Genomic DNA, 17185 nt, shown 5'->3' on the forward strand with positions numbered 1-17185 from the left:
AAGGCCCCCACAGTCTGGTAAAGGTCTTTGTTATTTCATGCCATTTCGTTCCTTTATCTTCTGGTCTGCGTGCAGCGTGGCGGCGTTCATTGTGGTGGGCGTGACGGAATCTGGCATGGCGGCGATGCAGGATTTCACCCTGCCGGAAGCGGCGGCGGCCAGCGTGATGCCAGTGCCGGAACCCAGCCGTGCGATGCTGCTGTTTGCAGGGATCATGGCGATGGCCTTCACCTACCGGCGGGCGTGGCTGAACTGGAGGCGGAGCGCTCCGCAGTAGTCAGTCCTGGAGGAGCCGAGTCCAAGGGTCCCGGGTCCAGGTGCCGCCCACCTATTTTGGTGAGTGGTTTTGATTCGACGGCTTCGCCGACGCGACTAGCATCGGCGGTATGAAAGCCAAAGCTCTGGCCGCACTCGCGCTGTTCGCCCCGTCATCGGTTCTGTTTGCCGCAGACGCCGCGTTTTCAAAGCATGCAGTGGCGACGGTGCAGCCGCTGGCGACGGAGGCGGCGCAGCAGGCGTTTGAAAAAGGTGGGAACGCCATTGATGCGGCGATCGCGGCGGGCCTGACGCTGGGGGTGGTGGACGGACACAACTCGGGGATCGGCGGAGGGTGCTTCTTTGTGATTCGTGCGGCGGACGGGACGGTGACGTGCATTGACGGACGGGAAATGGCGCCGGCGAAAGCGCAGCGGGACATGTATGTGATGAACGGCAAGCTGGATGATGAGGCGAGCAAGACGGGGGCGCTGGCCTCCGGGGTGCCGGGATACCTGAAGGCGTGCGATGCGGCGCAGAAGAAGCACGGGAAGCTGAAGCTGGCGGATGTGCTGCTGCCCGCGGCGGAGATCGCCGAAAAGGGATTTCCGATTGATGAGGTGTATGCACGCAAGCTCTCCGCGACGGCGGCGAAGCTGGCGAAGTTTCCGGCCTCGGCGGCGATCTTTCTCAAGGACGGGAAGCCACTGGCGAAGGGTGATGTGCTGGTGCAGAAGGATCTGGCAGAAACGTACCGGGCGGTGGCGAAGAGCGGGACTGAGTGGTTTTACGAAGGGGCCTTTGCGCAGAAGGCGGGTGAATGGATGAGCGCGAACGGCGGCGTGATGACGGCGCAGGATTTCGCGGCCTATCGCGCCCCGGAGCGTGAGGCGATCCGCTCGAAGTACCGCGGATACGACCTGATCACGATGCCGCCGCCGAGCTCCGGCGGGGTGCATGTGGCGCAGATTCTGAACATCCTGGAACATTTTCCGATCCGGCATTTCCGCGCGAGCAGCCGGGTGCATGTGATCACGGAGGTGATGAAGCTGGCGTTTGCAGACCGGGCTTACTGGCTGGGGGATCCGGACTTCGCGAAGGTGCCGCGGGGGCTGGTGGATCCTGCGTATGCGGCGGAGCTGGCGGGGAAGATTGACCTGGACCATGCGACGGAGGTGACGGGGCACCACATGCCGCCGCACTGGGAGGGGGATGTCTTTGGCAAGCACACGACCTTTCTGTGCACGGCGGACGCGGAGGGAAACTGGGTGGCGCTGAACCAGACGATCAACACGGCGTTTGGGAGCAAGGTGGTGGTGCCGGGGACGGGGGTGCTGCTGAACGATGAGATGGATGACTTTGCGGTGCAGCCGGGGATTCCGAACGCCTTCAAGCTGGTGGGTGCGGAGGCGAATGCGGTGGCGCCGGGGAAGCGGCCGCTCTCAAGCATGAGCCCGACGATCGTGCTGAAGGACGGGAAGCCGGTGATCGTGACGGGGGCGGCGGGCGGGCCGACGATCATCACGCAGGCGCTGCTGCTGCTGACGCACATCATTGATGACGGGATGCTGCCGGAGGAGGCGCTGGCGGAGCCGAGATTTCACCACCAGTGGAACCCGAACGAGCTCAAGATCGAAAAGAAATTTGGCGAGGGGACGCTGAACCGGGTGAAAGCGCTGGGGCACAAGCTGGCGGAGTCTGAGGGATTCGGGGCCTGCCAGGCGATCTATTTTGATGGGGAGAAGAAGCTTTTCTTTCCGGCGCATGATCCGCGGGTGCCGGGGAAGGCGGATGGGAAGTGAGGGGGAGGAGGTGATGAGGGCGGTTTTTTTTGGCAAGGGAATGAAGGAGCAAGGGAATAGGCGGAGATTTGCACTGCGGCTCTGAAGCGAAGGCGAAAGCAGCCGGAGGCAAATTTGGAGAACGCGAGGAGGCCGGAATTGGAACCACGGATTTGCACGGAAGCCGGAGGAGAGGTGATGGGGAAACAGAGCGTGCTTGTTTTCTGGCAAGGGAATGGATGGAGATTTGCCTGTGGTTAAAAAGATTTTTTCCGGAGGGGGAGGTGTGAGTGACGGCGGAAGTTATTCAGGAAGCTGGGTTCTGTTTTTGAGCAGAGGAATGGCGGGAGATTTTGGAGGATGGAAGGCGGGGGCCTGGCAGAAAAGAGAGAGAAAGGGTGGATGACAGGTGTGGGGGGAAATGCTTCGATGAGGGCCATACACTATGACTAATCATGTAGCTTTGCAGATGAGGGGTGCGGCGGGGGGTGTTCTGGCGGGAGTGTTTGCGGTGGTGCTGCTTGCCACGGGCGATGCTGCCGGGCAGGCGGCGGGGACGTCATCGAGGACGCTGGCTGAGATTTGTGCGCTGGCGGACCAGGGGGATGCGGAGTCGCAGTATCTGGTGGGGGTGCTTGTCCGCGATGGGCTGGGAAAGCCGCCGAACCCGACGGAGGGAGCGAAGTGGCTGCGCAAAGCGGCGGTGCAGGGACATGCGCTGGCGCAGTATCATCTGGGGAACTGCTATGTGAACGGAGCCGGGGTGCCTGAGGACAAGGCGGAAGCGGTGAAGTGGTTTCAAAAATCTGCCGAGCAGGGCACTGCACCGGCCCAGACTGCGATGGGGCTGTGCTATACGAACGGCATCGGAGTGGCGAGGGACGCGGCGATGGCGGTGAGCTGGTTTGGCAAAGCGGTGGCGCAGGGAGATGCGGAGGGGGAGAACAACCTGGCGACGTGCTATGAGTCCGGCTTTGGCGTGCCGAAGGATCTGGGGAAGGCGCTGCAACTGTACCGCAAAGCGGCGGAGAAAGGCTGGGTGATGGCGCAGGGGAACCTGGGGGTGTATTACGAAAGCGGGACTGGCACGGCGGCGGACCTCGTGGAGGCCATGAAATGGTATCTCATCGCATCCGCGCAGGGTGACGAACCTGCAGGCGAAGGCGCGAAGGCGCTGGCGCCGAAGCTCAGCGCGCAGCAGCGTGAGGAGGCGAGGAAGCGTGCGGAGCAGTTCCGGAAGGCGAGCGGCGTGAAGTGAAAATGAGGCGAGGCAGGGCGGCGGCGGAGTGCCGCGCGCGCCGCGTGGAAGGCAGCGGCGGCGTCACTCCTCGCGGAGTTTGCGGCGGAGGGTGGCGCGATTCATTTTCATGGCGGAGGCGAGGCGGGTGGGCTTGCCATCGAAGCGTTTGAGGAGGGTGTCGAGCATGGAGGCCTCGACCGTTTCGAGGAGGGTGTCATAGGCGGGCATCATGTCATCGGGGCCGGTGGTTTTTTGGTCCAGCCAGGCGGCGAGGCTGCGCTTCATGGTGTCTTCGAGGTGGCTGGACTCGTCCGTCTTGACAATGCTGGCGGGGAGATGATGGGGCAGGATGGTGCTGCCACTGCACACGGCGGCGGCGTGGGCCATGGCGGCTTTCAGTTCGCGCACGTTGCCGGCCCAGGCGTGGGCTTTGAGCGCGGCGAGGGCCTCGGCGGAAAGGACGCGGCCTCCGAGGAAGGAAACGGCGAGAGCGGGGATGTCCGCGGTGCGTTCACAGAGGGGAGGAAGCAGGACCTGGAGGACGGCGAGAGCGTAGAAGAGATCCTCCCGCAGGCAGGGAGCGGCCTCCTGACTGGAGGCGCTGAAGAGACGGGCGCGCAGGGTGCCTGCATTCACACGGTTCATGAGGGAGGCCTGGAGGGGCTTTGACCAGGCGTTGATTTCATCGAGGAAGAGGGCGCCGTCTGCGGCATTGGCGATGGCTTCATCCAGCGCGGACTCGGCGCGATCTTCGGGCCATTCATCGGCACGGAAGACGACGAAGGGTTTTTCAGCACGGGCGCTGTGACGATGGATGACCTGGGCGGAGAGGCTTTTGCCGCTGCCGGGCGGGCCCTGAAGGAGTACGGGGACGTCATTGCCGCTGGCCTGGGCGATGATGGCGAAGGCGCGCTGCATGGGCTCGCTGCTGCCGATCATGGTGGTCTCTGGGCGCTGCCCGATCTTCGTGGGGGTGAGGATTTCGCGAATGGTGCGCTGCATGTCCGCGAGATTGAGCGGCTTGAGGAAGTACTCGCGCGCGCCGAGGCGGCGGGCCTGGAGGGCCGTCTCCAGGGTGCCGTGCGCGGTGATGATCATGACCGGGGGCGGCTGGGGCAGGGCCTGGATTTTTTCGAGGACTTTCAGACCGCTCATGTCCGGCAGGCCGACATCGAGAATGACGAGGGCGTAGGACTGGCCTGAGAGCTTGTCGATTCCCCCCTGCCCCGAGGCGGCGACGACGGGGGTGGCATCGAGACGGCGGACCAAGGTCGAGAGAGCCGCGGCGAGGGCGTACTCGTCTTCGATGATGAGGATGGGGGAATTCATGCGGGGGACAAGGGGAGCGTTACGATGATAACCGCGCCGCCCTTGGGGTCATTTTGCAATTTTATCGTGCCACCATGTGCAGTGACGATGCTGGAGACGATGTTCAGGCCGACGCCCATGCCGCCCTCTTTTTCGGTGAAGAATAGCTCGGTGCCGTGGGCCAGGGCCTGCTCTGAAAAGCCGGTGCCGGAGTCGGTGAAGCGGAGTTCGCAGGAGTCTGCCATGAGGTGAGCGACCACGCGCAGTGTGCCACCGCGGGGCATGGCCTGAATGGCATTGACGATGAGATTCCGCAATGCCTGGGCGAGGCGCTGGGCGTCCCCCATGATCCAGACGGAAGCGGGGAGATCGAGGTGGACTGCCACACCGGCATGGCGGGCCTGGGCCTCCATGCTCTCCGCGACGCCGCGGATGCACGCGACGAGATCGAGCCGCACGAGCTTTGGCGGGAGGGGATTGGCGAGATGGAGCCATTGATTGACGAGGCCGCAGATGACCCCGGATTCCTTTTCGATGAGCTGAACCGCCTGTGCGTCCTCCGCATTTTGCGGTGTGAGGAGCTGGGCGTGAAGCTGGATGGAGGCGAGGGGGTTTTTGATGTCGTGGGCGAGGCTGGTGGCGACGCGGCCGAGCATGGCGAGGCGCTCTGACTGGGCGCGCTTGAGGCGCTCGCGGACGAGGAGCCAGCCGATGAAGCCTGAGACCGCCCAAAAGGCGAGGAAGACATTGCGCGTGGCCGGATCCGCGAGGGAGAGGCTCGACTCTGGATGGGTGCGCTCGAAAATGATGTCCTCCTTGTCATCGAGGCGCAGAATGATGGCCTCGCGGCCGTCGGGCAGCGTGATGAGCCGGCCGTCCGCAGGAGCGACAGACAAGATGGGAACGATGGCGCCACTGATGCGTTTTCCCTGGCGGAAATGAACGCCCACGCCGGAGAGGCGGGCGAGATCGGAGGCGAGCTTGGGGCTGCGAGGCAGATGCATCTCGCGAACAAAGTCGGCCTGGGATTTGGCAAAGGCGGCGAAGAGGCGCCGGGACTCCTGCTCCTCGCGATAGCGCAGCCATGCCAGGAGCAGGAGCGAACCGAGCACGACAAAGGCGAGAAAGCCCAGGGCGAGATTGAGGCGGAGCTTTGTGGGGGAGACGGACACGCGCTACGGTTCCGGCAGCGGAGCGGTTTTATCAATGGGCTTGTCTTCCCAGATGGCCTCTCCGGTGGCGGGATCGTAGGTGAGGATGCGGCTCTTGCTGCCGGGGACGGGGGCTTTGTCGATCTTGGGGAGCCATTTGGCGAGCTCGGTTTTTTTGGCGGAGTGCTGAGATTCCTTGGCGAGGTTGGTCCACTCGTTGGGATCGCTCTTCAGGTCGTAGAGTTCTTCGCTGCCGTCAGCGTAGCGGATGTAGCGCCAGTCTTTGGTGCGAATGGTGTGATTGCCCTGATTGTGGGTAGTGATGGCGGGCCACTCGCGGGGTGCGGCGGCATCCTGAAACTGGGGCATGAGGCTATGGCCTTCGAGATCTGGACGCGCGGGCATTTTGGTGAGGGCGAGGAGCGAGGGGAAGATGTCGAGAAGCTCGACGGGGCTGGTGCAGACCTGACCGGGCTTGATGCCAGGACCGGCGAAGATGAGGGGGACGCGGGTGCTGCGCTCCCAGAGGGTGTTTTTGCCGGTCATGAGTTTTTCGCCGAGGTGCCAGCCGTGGTCGCCCCAGAGAACGACGATGGTGTTATCCAAGCGGCCGGTGGCTTCGAGCTGCTGCATGAGGCGGCCGACCTGGCTGTCCATGAAGCTGACGCAGGCGAGGTAGGCGCGGACGAGGGGACGCCATTCGTTGTATTTGCGCAAGGTGGAGAGGCGGGGTTCGGGGAGCTTCCAGTGGAGGAAGTCGGCGAACTTGGGGAGATCGGCGCGGTCGTCTTCTTTGACGGGGGGCATTTGCAGCGTGGCGTCGGGATAGAGATCGAACCATTTCTGGGTGGCGAAGCAGGGCACGTGGGGGAGGCGGAAGCCGGCGGCGATGAAGAAGGGTTTGTCCGTAGGCGCGCGCTTCAGGGCGTCGATGGCGGAGTCGGCGATTTTCCAGTCGGCATTGTCTTCGTCTTTCTCGGGGAAGACGCCCCAGTCCATGGCGGGATGACGGTCAGGACCGGGGAGATTGGCGATGGGTTTTTTGGGCTTGGGCATGGGGCCGCGATTGCCCCATTCATTGAACTCGGCTTTTTGATCGCCGCCACGCATGGAACCGTCGTGGTAGATTTTACCGCTGTTGAAGGTGAAGTAACCGGCCTGGGTGAAGGTTTGCGGAAGGGTGATGTGGTGCCTGGTTTGCTCCACTTCGCGAATGCCAGGTGCGAGGCCGTAGATGCCAGTGCTGGAAGGGCGCAAGCCGGTGAGGAGGGAGCTGCGCGAGGGATTGCACAAGGGCGCCTGGCAGTGGGCGCTGGCGAAGAGGGTGCCGCGTTTGGCGAGGGCATCGATGGCGGGTGTCTGCACCTGCGGGTGGCCGCCCAGGCAGCCGATCCAGTCGTTCTGGTCATCGATGGCGATGAAGAGGACGTTGGGCCGCGCGTCGGCGGCACGGACGTGAACGTGAGTGATGGTGGCGGAGAGCAGGAATGCGGTGCAGAGACGGAGCAACTTCATGGTCGGGTTCTAACGGACGCAGGGCATTCAATATAGCGTTGGGTTTTGTACGTGGAGCGATCGCCTTCGAGCAACGTACGACCGATTTTGCAAGCAGCCAGAACAATGGTCACGCAGCTCACGGATCATCCCAGCGGGGTGCGGCGCAGTTGACGCAAGGTGTAGAACGGCGTCTCCGATTCCGGCATGCGTCTGGCTCCGCGTTTTCGCTTTGGACTGAAGTGTTCCCGTTGTGCTTCGAAGATGCCTTCCACAAACTCCTTGCCGCCGAGGACCAGGCCATCGCTGAAGTAGCGCACGCGGAGCCGGAGCAGTTCCGGGACGCTCAGCTTTCCTTTTTTGGCGAGCACTTCGCGAGCTGACTCTGCGCTCACGCCGCGCCGCACGACTTTTTCATTCTGCGCATCCTTGATTTCACGGCCCTCGTCATGCAGCAGGCAGCGGTATGCCTCCGCAGCGCCGGCGCTTTTCCAGCCGTCCACCGGTTTGCTGAGCGCCTTGCACAGTCCTCGCTGCGCCCTGCGGCTGCCGCTGAGGGCTTCGGCGTAGCCGCACCAGCGGTAGTCCTTGGGGTCTTTGCACAGGCCGGCGCGGACTGGATTGAGATCGATGTAAGCGGCCATGGTGCGAAGCGGCTCGCCTTTGCCTTCAACGAGGATGCTCTTGAAGCGATCCATCCATAGGGTGCCTTTGCGGTCGCGACGTTTGTTGAACCACCGGCTGAAGCGTTCTTTGATTTCTTTGACGAAGAGGGAGAGATCGCAGAAACGCTTTTTCAGCGCTGCGATGCGTTGTTCGGCGAGGATCATGAGGCCACGCGCGCGCAGGTCGGCGAGTTCATCGCGGAGGAGTCCGAGGTAGGCGCGGCTGTAGAGGGTGCTCAGGTGGTCGAAGAGTTTTTCTTCGCCGGTGGGTCCTTCGAAGCGTTGAAGCCATGTCTGGCGATGAGGCACCTCTGCGAGCAGGTGGAAGTGATTGTTCATGAGGCAGTAGGTGACGATTTTGATGCCGGAGAATTCGGCCATGCGCCAGATGATGCGGCGAAGGGCTTCTTTTTCGACGTCATCGAAGAAGACCTCTCCGCCGTTCGTGCGCGACATGACGTGATAGCAATAGGACTCCAGCGGTCCCCTTCCCAGGATGCGGCGCCGACCTCCTGACCAGGAACGCGCGCCAGGATAGAGGCCGGTTTTTGCGTTGACGCCGAGGAGCTGCTCTTCGAGCGGGCGCGCTTGGGAATGAGGGGTTTGGGCGGTTTTCATGGTGGGGAGAATGGCGAAAAGGCAAGGTGATGCAATTATAAAATGCCTGGCATTATTTTAAAGGTGCCAGTGCCAGGGGGCAAAACACAGAAGCTGCTAATGCGCATCGCGCTCACGTTCGGCCACCTGGCTGCGGGTGAAGCGCGAGGCTGGCGAGAACGGGCGCTCGCTGGCTGGAAGGGCCAGCCAGAGCGCCAGCTTTGACCACTCGACCTGAGCGCCTGCCTTCGGCACCTCGGCCCGCAGCGCATTGAGGCGCTGCTCGGGCGACATCTCGCGGAGTTCTCCGTTCGGGCCCGGTTCCAGGCCGGCGACCGCGTAAGCCCGGGCGCGCACCCACTCCGGCACGGGCACCAGTTGAGAGGCAGGGGGAGGCAGGTGCCAGAGGCGCGCCGTGTCGTCGATGCTCGTGGTCACGATGCAGCGGCCATCCGGGCTGAAGCATGCGTTTGGGATGAAGTCCGAGTTTCCTTCAAAATCCTGGTGCGGTCCCCGCTCCATGTGATGCAGCGGCTCACCCAGCATGAGGCCGGTCGCGGCATCCCACACACGCGTCTTTTCGTCATCGCTGGTCGTCACAATGAGGGTCCCGTCCGGGCTGAATGCCGCGTCTCCCAGATGCCGGTCATGCAGCATCGGCGCGCCCAGCGGCTTGCCCGTGGCCACGTCCCACACCTGTGCAGCGTTGTCCTCGCCCACCGTCACCACTCGCTTACTATCCGGGCTGAATGCCGCACTTCGCACCTTGGTTGCAAGCAGCAGCGGCAACTCCAGCGGCTTGCCCGTGGACGCATTCCATAGCTTCGCTTTGTCATCCTCGCTGCGCGTCACGATGAGGGTGCCATCGGGGCTGAAATGCGCCAGCGTCACCTCGGCCTCATGCGTCAGCGCAGGCATATCCAGCCGTTTGCAGGTGGCCCCATCCCAGAGCCGTGCGGTGCCATCCGCACCCGCCGTCAAAATGCGCCTGCCATCCCGGCTGAACTCCGCACTCTGTACTTCCCCACTCAGCCCATCCGCACCGCCCAGCGCCTTAACATCCACCGGTGTACTGCCCGCTGCCTTAACCTCCTCATGCCACATCGGCGCGCCCAGTGGCTTTCCCGTCGCCGCGTCCCACAACTGCGCGCTGCCATCCTGGCTCACCGTCAGCACGCGCGTGCCGTCCGTGCTGAAGTGCGCCTCCCACACCTGCCCCGGGGGACGCAGCGGCCCGGTCACCGGCAGACCCGTGGCTGCGTCCCACACGCGCGCTGTGCTGTCTGAGCTCGCTGTCAGCACGCGTTTGCCATCCGCGCTGAATTCCACGCCCCAGACCCGGCGATTTTCATGCTTCATGGGCACACCCACCGGACGGCCGCTCGATACGTCCCATACCTGCGCTGTATCATCGTCGCTCCCCGTCAGCAGACGTTTGCCGTCCGGGCTGAAGGCCGCTGTCAGGACGGCATCCGCATGGCGGAACGGTTCTCCCATCAGGTGATCCGGCGGCACATCCCACAGCAGTGCCGTGCCATCGTAGCAGGCCGTCAGGATTTGCCTGCCATCCGGGCTGAATTCCGCGGTCTCAACTGAACCCGCATGCCGCAGCGGCACGCCGAGGCGTTTGCCAGAAGCCACGTCCCACACCTGCAACCTGCTTAACGCATCCTTGCTCACCACGCGCGTGCCATCGCGGCTGAAGCTCGCGCTCATCACCATCTCTGCATGGCGTAGCGGCGCCCCCAGCCTCTGGCCTGTCATCGCGCTCCACAGCAGAACCTCATCATCATCCCCTATCGCCAGCACGGAGGCGCCGTCCGGGCTGTATGCGGCTCTGCGCAGCCCGAGGCCATGACCCAGCGGTTCCCCATGCGGCTGCCAGGTCGGCACGTCCCAGATCTGGGCATCCATACCCTTGGTCAATGTGAGCAACTGGGCGCCATCCGGGCTTAAGTGCGCCTCCTCCACCTCCAGTGGCAGGAGCAAAGGTTTGCCGAGGGGCTTGCCCGTGGCCACCTCCCACACCTGCACCGCCTTGTCAGCGCTCGCCGTCACCACAAGCGAGCCGTCGCGGCTGAATTCCGCGATGTGCACCCCGCCCGCATGCGCCAGCGGGGCCCCCAGCGGCTGCTGCGTCGCCACATCCCATACCCGGGCCGAGGTGCCACCATGGCTCACACTCACCAGGCGCGCACCCTCCGCGCCGAAATGGACCGACCTCACCCTGTCATCCTGTAACAACAGCCTGCCGATCTGCCGGCCCGTCAACACCTCCCACAACTGCACGGCATCCACATAACCCTTTCCCATCACCGTCACGATGCGTTTTCCATCGGGGCTCAATTCCGCCGCCTGAACCTGGCCCGGCAGCACCACGGGCACGCCCACCGCTTCGCCCGATTTCGCATCCCACACCCGGAGCGTCTTGTCCGCGGAACGAGTCAAAAAGCGCGAGCCGTCCGCGCAAAACACCGCCCCCAACATCGGCCACGACTCCGGCCCCGCATGGCGCAGCACCTTGCGCGGCCAGCCCTGATTTTCCGCCGCGTGCAGTGAGAGCGCCGCGTACAACCGGGTGGCAGCCTGGGGGTTTTCCGGCCACCATTGCAGCGCCCGTGCCAGGAGTGCCAGGCCCTCCGACCAGTTTCCATCGGCCTCCATGCGCTGCACTGCCAGCGCATGATCCGCGCGGCTGGCCTCATGCAGACTTTCAGTCTGACCGCGCAGTTCCAGCTCCAGGGTGCCGAGCTTCCACTCCTGCTCTTGCAACCGCTGGTCCTTTTCGCGCATCTGGCCTTTTATCTCCTCTATCCTGAGCGATTCCTTCTTCGCTTCCTCCATCAAGTTCACCCCGCTGGCCTGAGCCCGCGCCAGCCGCACACGCGTCTCCTTCAAGGCTTGCGCCGTTTCCCTGCGCGCCCGTTCCGCCAGCCAGCCCAAGCCCAATGCAAGCACGGCCACCCCGGCAGCCGACCAGAGCAGCCAGCGCTCCCTAGAGAAAAGCGGACGATTCATACTGCTCCAAAAAAGCGCCCGAAGGCATATTCAGCAAGCCACCTAATGGAGCAAACGAAGGAAGGGATGACAAGCCTGCAGTGGTGGGGAATGTCGGGCGAGGCGGGGCGGTGTTTGAATAAACCGCGATAGCGCTGGCGAGATCAGGCTACGCGGGATGGCGGAGGTTTGTGTCACCGCTAGCGGTTCCACGAAATTGATTGAGATGGGTGATGCGGTTCCGTGGGTTGTCACCCACGGCTACGGTTGTGCCAGCCCTACGGGCTTTCGGAGGGAGACGCTTGCGGCTTGAAGCATGCCATAAGATGACATGAACTTGCCACGGCGTTTCAGTTCCGTGGGTTGTCACCCACGGCTATGGTTGTGCCAGCCCTACGGGCTTTCGGAGGGAGAGGCTTGCGGCTTGAAGGATTTCACTTTGGTAAGTTATACCAAGAAGAGTTGAAAACGGGTTTGGTAATGCGCCAGCCGCAGGCTGGCTCTCAACGTGGTCCACTCAGTCCTGTGAGGGGAATGTGGGCGGCAAAGCGGACGCATGCCACCCTGAGACTCACTGTCCGAACCTCTTCTTTCCTGGCTTGTTCGCCACACGCTCGCTCGTTCCGCTCAGAGGACTGAGCGGACCACTTTGCTGGCGCTCTCGCGCTGCCATGGGTGTCTATACTCCCTGAGGATGGCTCTATCATCCATCTCCGGCTCCCCGCCGATCCTGTGCGCCGTGGACGAAGACTCGTTTTCAACTGCTCATGATATTAGCGGGATCGGGGAGCTGGCTTACGTTGTCAGTGCGGCGGGGTGCCTTGCAGACGCTGCTGGTGGGCGTGGTGTGTGGCGAAGGCGCTGGATTTGCTTTCCCGCTCAGCCCTATACAAGGGCAGCCTCGCTGAGGCTCGGCAACCCTTCGCTATGATACGGAAGGCCGTTGGCTTTCAAGGCAGGAATGTCAGTCTATTGCGCAAGCCTCAATAAGTCGAAGGCGGGACATGTCGCTCTCTCGGCAAGCCTCGCATCACCACCGGCTCGTCTCTCAGCTCTCTCCGAGAGCTTTGGGCAAGACTGCGCGCGGATGGGATGACCGGATCTTGGATGAATGTTGTCACCCTATGATGCGAGTCTCAATAATGGATCTCGAAGGGGATGCGGGAACGTTCGCCAGAGCGGCAGCGGAGTGCGGCGCACCCAGGCAGGCTAGGTGGTGACCTGCGGCACGAGGTGCTCGGCGGCTTTGGCGGCTTCGGCGCGGAGTTCGGGATTGAGATTTTTTTGTTCGAATTCGCGGCACCAGCCTTTGATTTCGAGTTCGTTGAAGATCTTGCCGATGACGCGGCGGAGGAGGCCTTTCAAATTGGGGAGCTCGACTTCCTGAAGGGAGCGGATGGCGGCCTCCTTGTAGCTTTCGAGGAGGGTCATGGCCTTCTCATGCGCGCCGCTGTCGAGGGCCCACTGGCGGATGGTGGCGTTGTCGGGCTTGGTCTGGGCAGCGCCGTTCCAGAGGGCTTCCATCTGGTCTTTGACTTCGCCTTTGCCTTTCTCGCGGAGGAGGGAGAGGACGATGCTGGGGCGCATGTTCCATTCGTTGCCGGCGGCGGAGTCTTCGCCGAGGTCGTCGAGGTCATCGCGGATCTGGTAGGCGATGCCGAGGTTCTCGCTGTAGGTGTGGAGGACGTCTGCGCATTCTTCGAGCTGTCCGGCGAGGGCGGCACCGACCTTGAGGGCGACTTCGAAGGCGGGGGCGGTTTTGCTGCGGAAGATTTCGAGGACCTGGGTGCTGCTGAGGGCGACGGGGTGGCGGGTCCAGAGGAGCTCGGCGCCCTGGCCGATGCAGAGCTCGCGCTGGCCTTCAGCGGCGACGAGGATGGCGGCGCTGCGGACGTGCGCGGCGGCGTCATTGTCGGCGAGGAGGCGGTAGCCTTCGCCGATGAGGAGATCGCCGATGTTCAGAGCGACGGGGATGCCGTGCTCGGTGTGGAGGGTGGTCTCGCCGTAGCGCTCGGCATCGCCGTCCTCGATGTCGTCATGAACGAGGGAGGCCTTGTGGAAGATTTCGACGGCGATGGCGGCTTTCTTGACCGTGTCTGAGATGGGGCCTTCGGGGTCCTCACGCAGGGCCTGGTAGGCGGCGACGGTGAGGAAGGGGCGCCAGCGTTTGCCTGCACGGGCGAGCCACTCGCGGGCGATGTCATCGCTGTGGCCGCGGGAGGGTCCCATGAGGGCGTTGAGCGACTCGACGGTGAACCAGGTTTTCACCTCGTCGTGAAGGGCGTTCAGATTGAGGCGGCGGGTTTTGTCGTCGCTGGTGAGATGGATGTAGTCCCAGACCCAGTCGATATCGACGAGGGTGTCGATGCAGTCGTCCTGCAGGAGCGGGACGGCGACGGCGGGGATGGCGGCGGCCTCCACGTAGGGAAAGGTGCGCTCAAGAACGGGGAGACAGGAGATGCCGACGATGGCCTCGATCTTGCCGGTCTGGATGAGGGACATGACGATGGCGCTGCCCTCGGCGACGAGGACGGCGTAGCCGAGCTTTTCGGCTTCGTTTTGGAAATCCTGGATGGAGCAGAGGCCGCACTGCTTGCAGAGGAGGCCGAACTCATCGAAGGGAGCGGGGCACTTGCTCTCCACACGGAGGCACTTGGGCATCAGGAGCAGGCGCTTTTCAAAGGGGACGGTGGCGAGGGATTCGCGCCAGGTTTCATTGGCGAGGAGCACGCCGACGTAGTCGCGATGGATTTTGTCGATGGAGTGCTGCGCGATAATTTGATCTGTGTGAACCTGCAGGTCTGCCAGAGGAACCGGGGGGACGAGCTTGTGCTCCTCCGCGTAGGCGCGGACCCAGGCGAGGATCTGGTCGCGGTCCTGCTTGGTCTGGGGGATGTTTTTCTTCGGCTGGCGGATACGGCGGTTCAGCCCGGGAATGGGCGGCGGAAGAGCGGCGGAACGTACAACGACAGCGGACATGTGGGAAAGAGGGGGCGGGTGCCGGATGAAAAGGGTGGGCGTGTTAACCGTGCCGGGAGGACTTTGTCTTGCAGATATTGCGGTAAAGCATGCAAATCTTGCGCCGCACGGCCGAAAATGGGCAGGACTGGAGCGCTGGAAAAGCGGGCGCCACGGATTTAGACCACCGTGCCGCGACCGCTCTTCGGCGTGGTTTTGCCGGGTTTGGCCTCCGGGAGGCCTTCATCCTGGAGGATGGTGTCCTGAGGCAGGGGCTCGGCACCCTCCTCGCCTTTGGGCTCGGGCTCGGCAAAGGGGGTGGACTTCTGGTAGAGCTTGAGGCGGGCGTCGAACTCCTCCTTGAGTTTTTTGCGCTCTTCTTCGAGGGCTTTGCGATCCTCTTCGGAGAGGTTTTTGTCCTTGGGCTCCTTGTCTTCGTTGAAGAGGGTGATGCAGCGTTTCTGCCAGAGCTCGGCCTCCTTGTATTCGCCATTGCGGGCGAGAGCGGCGGCCATGGTGTCGATCATCTCATAGGGCTGCTCGTCGCTCTGGACGACTTCGGCGACGAGCTTGAGGGCGCGGCGGGCGAGGAGGACGGCGCTTTCACCATTGTGGAGGTTTTCCTCCGGGCAGGTGGCGAGGAACCAGGCGAGGTTGTTGGAGGCCCAGGGGTCCTCGGAGCGTGCGGCACGGCGGTACCAGGCGCCGGCGCGGCGGTAGTCCACGGGCACGCCCTGGCCGGTGTAGTAGAGATTGGCGAGGCGTGTCATGGCGGGGACGAAGTCCTGCTGGGCAGCCTTGAGGTACCAGAGGGCGGCCTTGGCGGAGCTTTTGGCCACGCCGTCTCCGCGCTCGAGCTTGGTGGCGTAGGCGGTCTGTGAGGGAGGATTTCCCTGGTCGGCGGCTTTCTTGAACCATTCGGTGGCCTTGGCTGTGTCTTTCTGCACGCCTTTGCCTTCCTCATACATGACTGCGAGGCTGTGCTGGGAGGCGGCAAAGCCGAGCTCCGCGGAGCTGCGGTACCACTCGACGGCCTTGGCGAGGTCTTTCTTCACGCCCTCACCGTCTTCATACAAGGAGCCGAGGACGTATTGAGCGCGGAGGTGCTTCTGCTTGGCGGCCCTTTCGACGGACTTGATGCCTTCCTCGATGTTTTTCTTCAGGCCTTCTCCGGTAATCAAGCGCAGGCCGAGCTCAAACTGTGCATCGGCATCTCCGCGGTCCGCCCAGGTACGAAGATCCTTCTCATCGATCCTCGGCGACTGCTGAGCCTGAAGGCCGGGGGAGAAAATCAGGATCGCAGCAACAATGCCAGCGACGAGGGGCGGAAGAGGCGCGTGCTTCATATAGGGTGTAGGGGTAAAACTACGTCTGGTGAAGGAGCTCTCAACCATCAAAATGAAGGCTTCATGCAAATATGAGGGGCGGGGCGGCGGCGGCCCCGAGGGAAAACGGAGGCGCTGTGGGCGCGCCGATCAAGCCTGCGGAGAGAGGGCGGGTGCGGCATCCTGCCTTCTCCAGGATGGCCGCCTTCATGCCCCATCGAGCGAAGGAGACCGAGCTCTGTGATGGGAATGCTTTTTTGCGAAACCAGAAAAACCGGCACTCGTGTCAAGTGCAGGCTGGAAGTTTATGTGAGGTGGGTGTTTTGACAAATGGGGGAGGCCGTGCGTGAATGACCTCGCAGCCGAAGCTGCCACTCCTTCCAGAGTGGTGGCGCGGGGGACCCAAACACCCTGAGTCGAAAGACGCAGGGCGGGGCGAAGGGAGGCGGGAGACCGCCGACCAGTCCACTTCCAAGGACCAGTCCGACAGCTAACCTCGCAGGCGACATTGGAAGGGCGATCCTATGCCCGACGCGAGTGCGCCGGGACCATGGTCTCCCCAGAACCACCGCACCCGCGAGTGGACGGGAAACCGTCTGCAGACCGGGGGCCTTCGAGACCCATACCCATGAACTGCCAAGAACGCCAGAGCCCCCTGAAGGAGGGCCTGGGCAAGCATTCCGGGCGGCGAACGCCGCCGCCGCCACCCGCATTCCAGCTCCTGAACTGGATGCACGTGATCAACGAGCCCGACCCCGAAACGCAAGAGCTCGACTTCGAGCAGGCTCTGAGCAGAGCGGCCGAAGAAAACGCCCTGCTCCGACCTGCGGAATGAACCCACGGACACCCACCTCACTGACACCCCAATCTCAAAGACTTTCAATCATCATGACTCATCAACACTTCAAGGCCCCCTGGGGTCGCACGCTGCTCATCGCCTCCGCCTTCACCACGCTGCTGATGCTGGGAACCGCCGGCATGATCCTCATCAACCAGAAGACGCTGTGGTTTACCAACCTGCCGGTGCCGGGCGAGGCGCCCGGGCTGGTGACCACCATGGTGCTGCTGATACCGCTGGGGGCGCTGCCCTTCATCGTACGCGGATATGTGGTGACGAAGGACGGCATCCTGATCAAGCGGCTGTGGTGGAACACGGTGCTGCGCTTTGAGAACATCCGGTCCGTGGAGGTGGAGCCGCTGGCGCTCTGCCACAGTGTACGCACGTGTGGAAACGGCGGCCTGTACTCCTTCACGGGGTACTACTGGAGCAAGCAACTGGGGCACTTCCGCGCCTACGTCACGGACCTGAACCGCACGGTGATCGTGCATATGAAAGACCGCACGGCGGTGCTGTCTCCGGACGATCCGGAGGGCTTTGCCCGCAGCGTGACCCGCCTGCTGCATGCCTGAATCC

General features: G+C 63.2%; 12 protein-coding genes and 1 riboswitch. Of the genes, 5 read left to right on the forward strand and 7 right to left on the reverse strand.

What is annotated here, in order from left to right:
* Positions 1-37 precede the first annotated feature (37 nt).
* The 3 genes from ACILSQ_RS14325 (at position 38) to ACILSQ_RS14335 (ending at position 3294) form a co-directional block, all read left to right on the forward strand.
* Positions 38-277, forward strand: coding sequence for a PEP-CTERM sorting domain-containing protein (locus ACILSQ_RS14325; protein WP_395744323.1), 240 nt, complete (start codon positions 38-40; stop codon positions 275-277).
* A 109-nt stretch (positions 278-386) separates the two neighbouring features.
* Positions 387-2057 carry a gamma-glutamyltransferase gene (gene ggt / locus ACILSQ_RS14330; protein WP_395744324.1) on the forward strand — a complete coding sequence of 557 codons (1671 nt, stop codon included), beginning with the start codon at positions 387-389 and terminating at the stop codon, positions 2055-2057.
* Between the two features lie 424 nt (positions 2058-2481).
* The gene (locus tag ACILSQ_RS14335; protein WP_395744325.1) at positions 2482-3294 is read left to right on the forward strand and encodes a tetratricopeptide repeat protein; all 813 of its coding nucleotides are present in this window, start codon (positions 2482-2484) and stop codon (positions 3292-3294) included.
* 63 nt (positions 3295-3357) lie between these two features.
* Here the strand turns inward: ACILSQ_RS14335 and ACILSQ_RS14340 are convergent, their stop codons facing one another.
* The 7 genes from ACILSQ_RS14340 to ACILSQ_RS14370 form a co-directional block, all read right to left on the reverse strand.
* Positions 3358-4605: a sigma-54-dependent transcriptional regulator gene (locus tag ACILSQ_RS14340; protein WP_395744326.1), complete on the reverse strand. Its 1248-nt coding sequence runs from the start codon at positions 4603-4605 to the stop codon at positions 3358-3360.
* Positions 4602-5756, reverse strand: coding sequence for a sensor histidine kinase (locus ACILSQ_RS14345; RefSeq protein WP_395744327.1), 1155 nt, complete (start codon positions 5754-5756; stop codon positions 4602-4604). The genes ACILSQ_RS14340 and ACILSQ_RS14345 overlap by 4 nt, the downstream gene beginning before the upstream one ends.
* Before the next feature lie 3 nt (positions 5757-5759).
* Complete coding sequence (locus ACILSQ_RS14350; RefSeq protein WP_395744328.1) at positions 5760-7250, reverse strand: sulfatase; 1491 nt, start codon at positions 7248-7250, stop codon at positions 5760-5762.
* 125 nt (positions 7251-7375) lie between these two features.
* Complete coding sequence (locus ACILSQ_RS14355; RefSeq protein ID WP_395744329.1) at positions 7376-8512, reverse strand: transposase; 1137 nt, start codon at positions 8510-8512, stop codon at positions 7376-7378.
* 96 nt (positions 8513-8608) lie between these two features.
* On the reverse strand, positions 8609-11509 hold the full coding sequence (locus tag ACILSQ_RS14360; protein WP_395744330.1) for a hypothetical protein: 2901 nt from the start codon (positions 11507-11509) through the stop codon (positions 8609-8611).
* A 1188-nt stretch (positions 11510-12697) separates the two neighbouring features.
* Complete coding sequence (locus ACILSQ_RS14365) at positions 12698-14467, reverse strand: polyprenyl synthetase family protein (protein ID WP_395744331.1); 1770 nt, start codon at positions 14465-14467, stop codon at positions 12698-12700.
* Between the two features lie 158 nt (positions 14468-14625).
* The gene (locus ACILSQ_RS14370) at positions 14626-15792 is read right to left on the reverse strand and encodes a tetratricopeptide repeat protein (protein ID WP_395744332.1); all 1167 of its coding nucleotides are present in this window, start codon (positions 15790-15792) and stop codon (positions 14626-14628) included.
* A 329-nt stretch (positions 15793-16121) separates the two neighbouring features.
* Positions 16122-16291, forward strand: a riboswitch (cyclic di-AMP (ydaO/yuaA leader).
* Positions 16292-16399: 108 nt separating this feature from the next.
* Between ACILSQ_RS14370 and ACILSQ_RS14375 the strand changes: the two genes are divergently transcribed.
* Together ACILSQ_RS14375 and ACILSQ_RS14380 are read left to right on the forward strand one after the other, a co-directional pair.
* On the forward strand, positions 16400-16606 hold the full coding sequence (locus ACILSQ_RS14375) for a hypothetical protein (protein WP_395744333.1): 207 nt from the start codon (positions 16400-16402) through the stop codon (positions 16604-16606).
* 53 nt (positions 16607-16659) lie between these two features.
* The gene (locus tag ACILSQ_RS14380; protein ID WP_395744334.1) at positions 16660-17181 is read left to right on the forward strand and encodes a PH domain-containing protein; all 522 of its coding nucleotides are present in this window, start codon (positions 16660-16662) and stop codon (positions 17179-17181) included.
* Positions 17182-17185: the final 4 nt, after the last annotated feature.

It is taken from the genome of Prosthecobacter sp. (assembly GCF_044227185.1).
Lineage (GTDB): Bacteria > Verrucomicrobiota > Verrucomicrobiia > Verrucomicrobiales > Verrucomicrobiaceae > Prosthecobacter.

Excerpts from the sequence above, each read along its gene's own strand:
- ACILSQ_RS14340 (WP_395744326.1), bottom strand. The coding sequence starts at position 4,605 with ATGAATTCCCCCATCCTCATCATCGAAGACGAGTACGCCCTCGCCGCG.
- ACILSQ_RS14325 (WP_395744323.1), top strand. The coding sequence starts at position 38 with ATGCCATTTCGTTCCTTTATCTTCTGGTCTGCGTGCAGCGTGGCGGCG.
- ggt (WP_395744324.1), top strand. The coding sequence starts at position 387 with ATGAAAGCCAAAGCTCTGGCCGCACTCGCGCTGTTCGCCCCGTCATCG.
- ACILSQ_RS14375 (WP_395744333.1), top strand. The coding sequence starts at position 16,400 with ATGAACTGCCAAGAACGCCAGAGCCCCCTGAAGGAGGGCCTGGGCAAG.
- ACILSQ_RS14355 (WP_395744329.1), bottom strand. The coding sequence starts at position 8,512 with ATGAAAACCGCCCAAACCCCTCATTCCCAAGCGCGCCCGCTCGAAGAG.
- ACILSQ_RS14350 (WP_395744328.1), bottom strand. The coding sequence starts at position 7,250 with ATGAAGTTGCTCCGTCTCTGCACCGCATTCCTGCTCTCCGCCACCATC.
- ACILSQ_RS14380 (WP_395744334.1), top strand. The coding sequence starts at position 16,660 with ATGACTCATCAACACTTCAAGGCCCCCTGGGGTCGCACGCTGCTCATC.
- ACILSQ_RS14365 (WP_395744331.1), bottom strand. The coding sequence starts at position 14,467 with ATGTCCGCTGTCGTTGTACGTTCCGCCGCTCTTCCGCCGCCCATTCCC.
- ACILSQ_RS14360 (WP_395744330.1), bottom strand. The coding sequence starts at position 11,509 with ATGAATCGTCCGCTTTTCTCTAGGGAGCGCTGGCTGCTCTGGTCGGCT.
- ACILSQ_RS14370 (WP_395744332.1), bottom strand. The coding sequence starts at position 15,792 with ATGAAGCACGCGCCTCTTCCGCCCCTCGTCGCTGGCATTGTTGCTGCG.
- ACILSQ_RS14335 (WP_395744325.1), top strand. The coding sequence starts at position 2,482 with ATGACTAATCATGTAGCTTTGCAGATGAGGGGTGCGGCGGGGGGTGTT.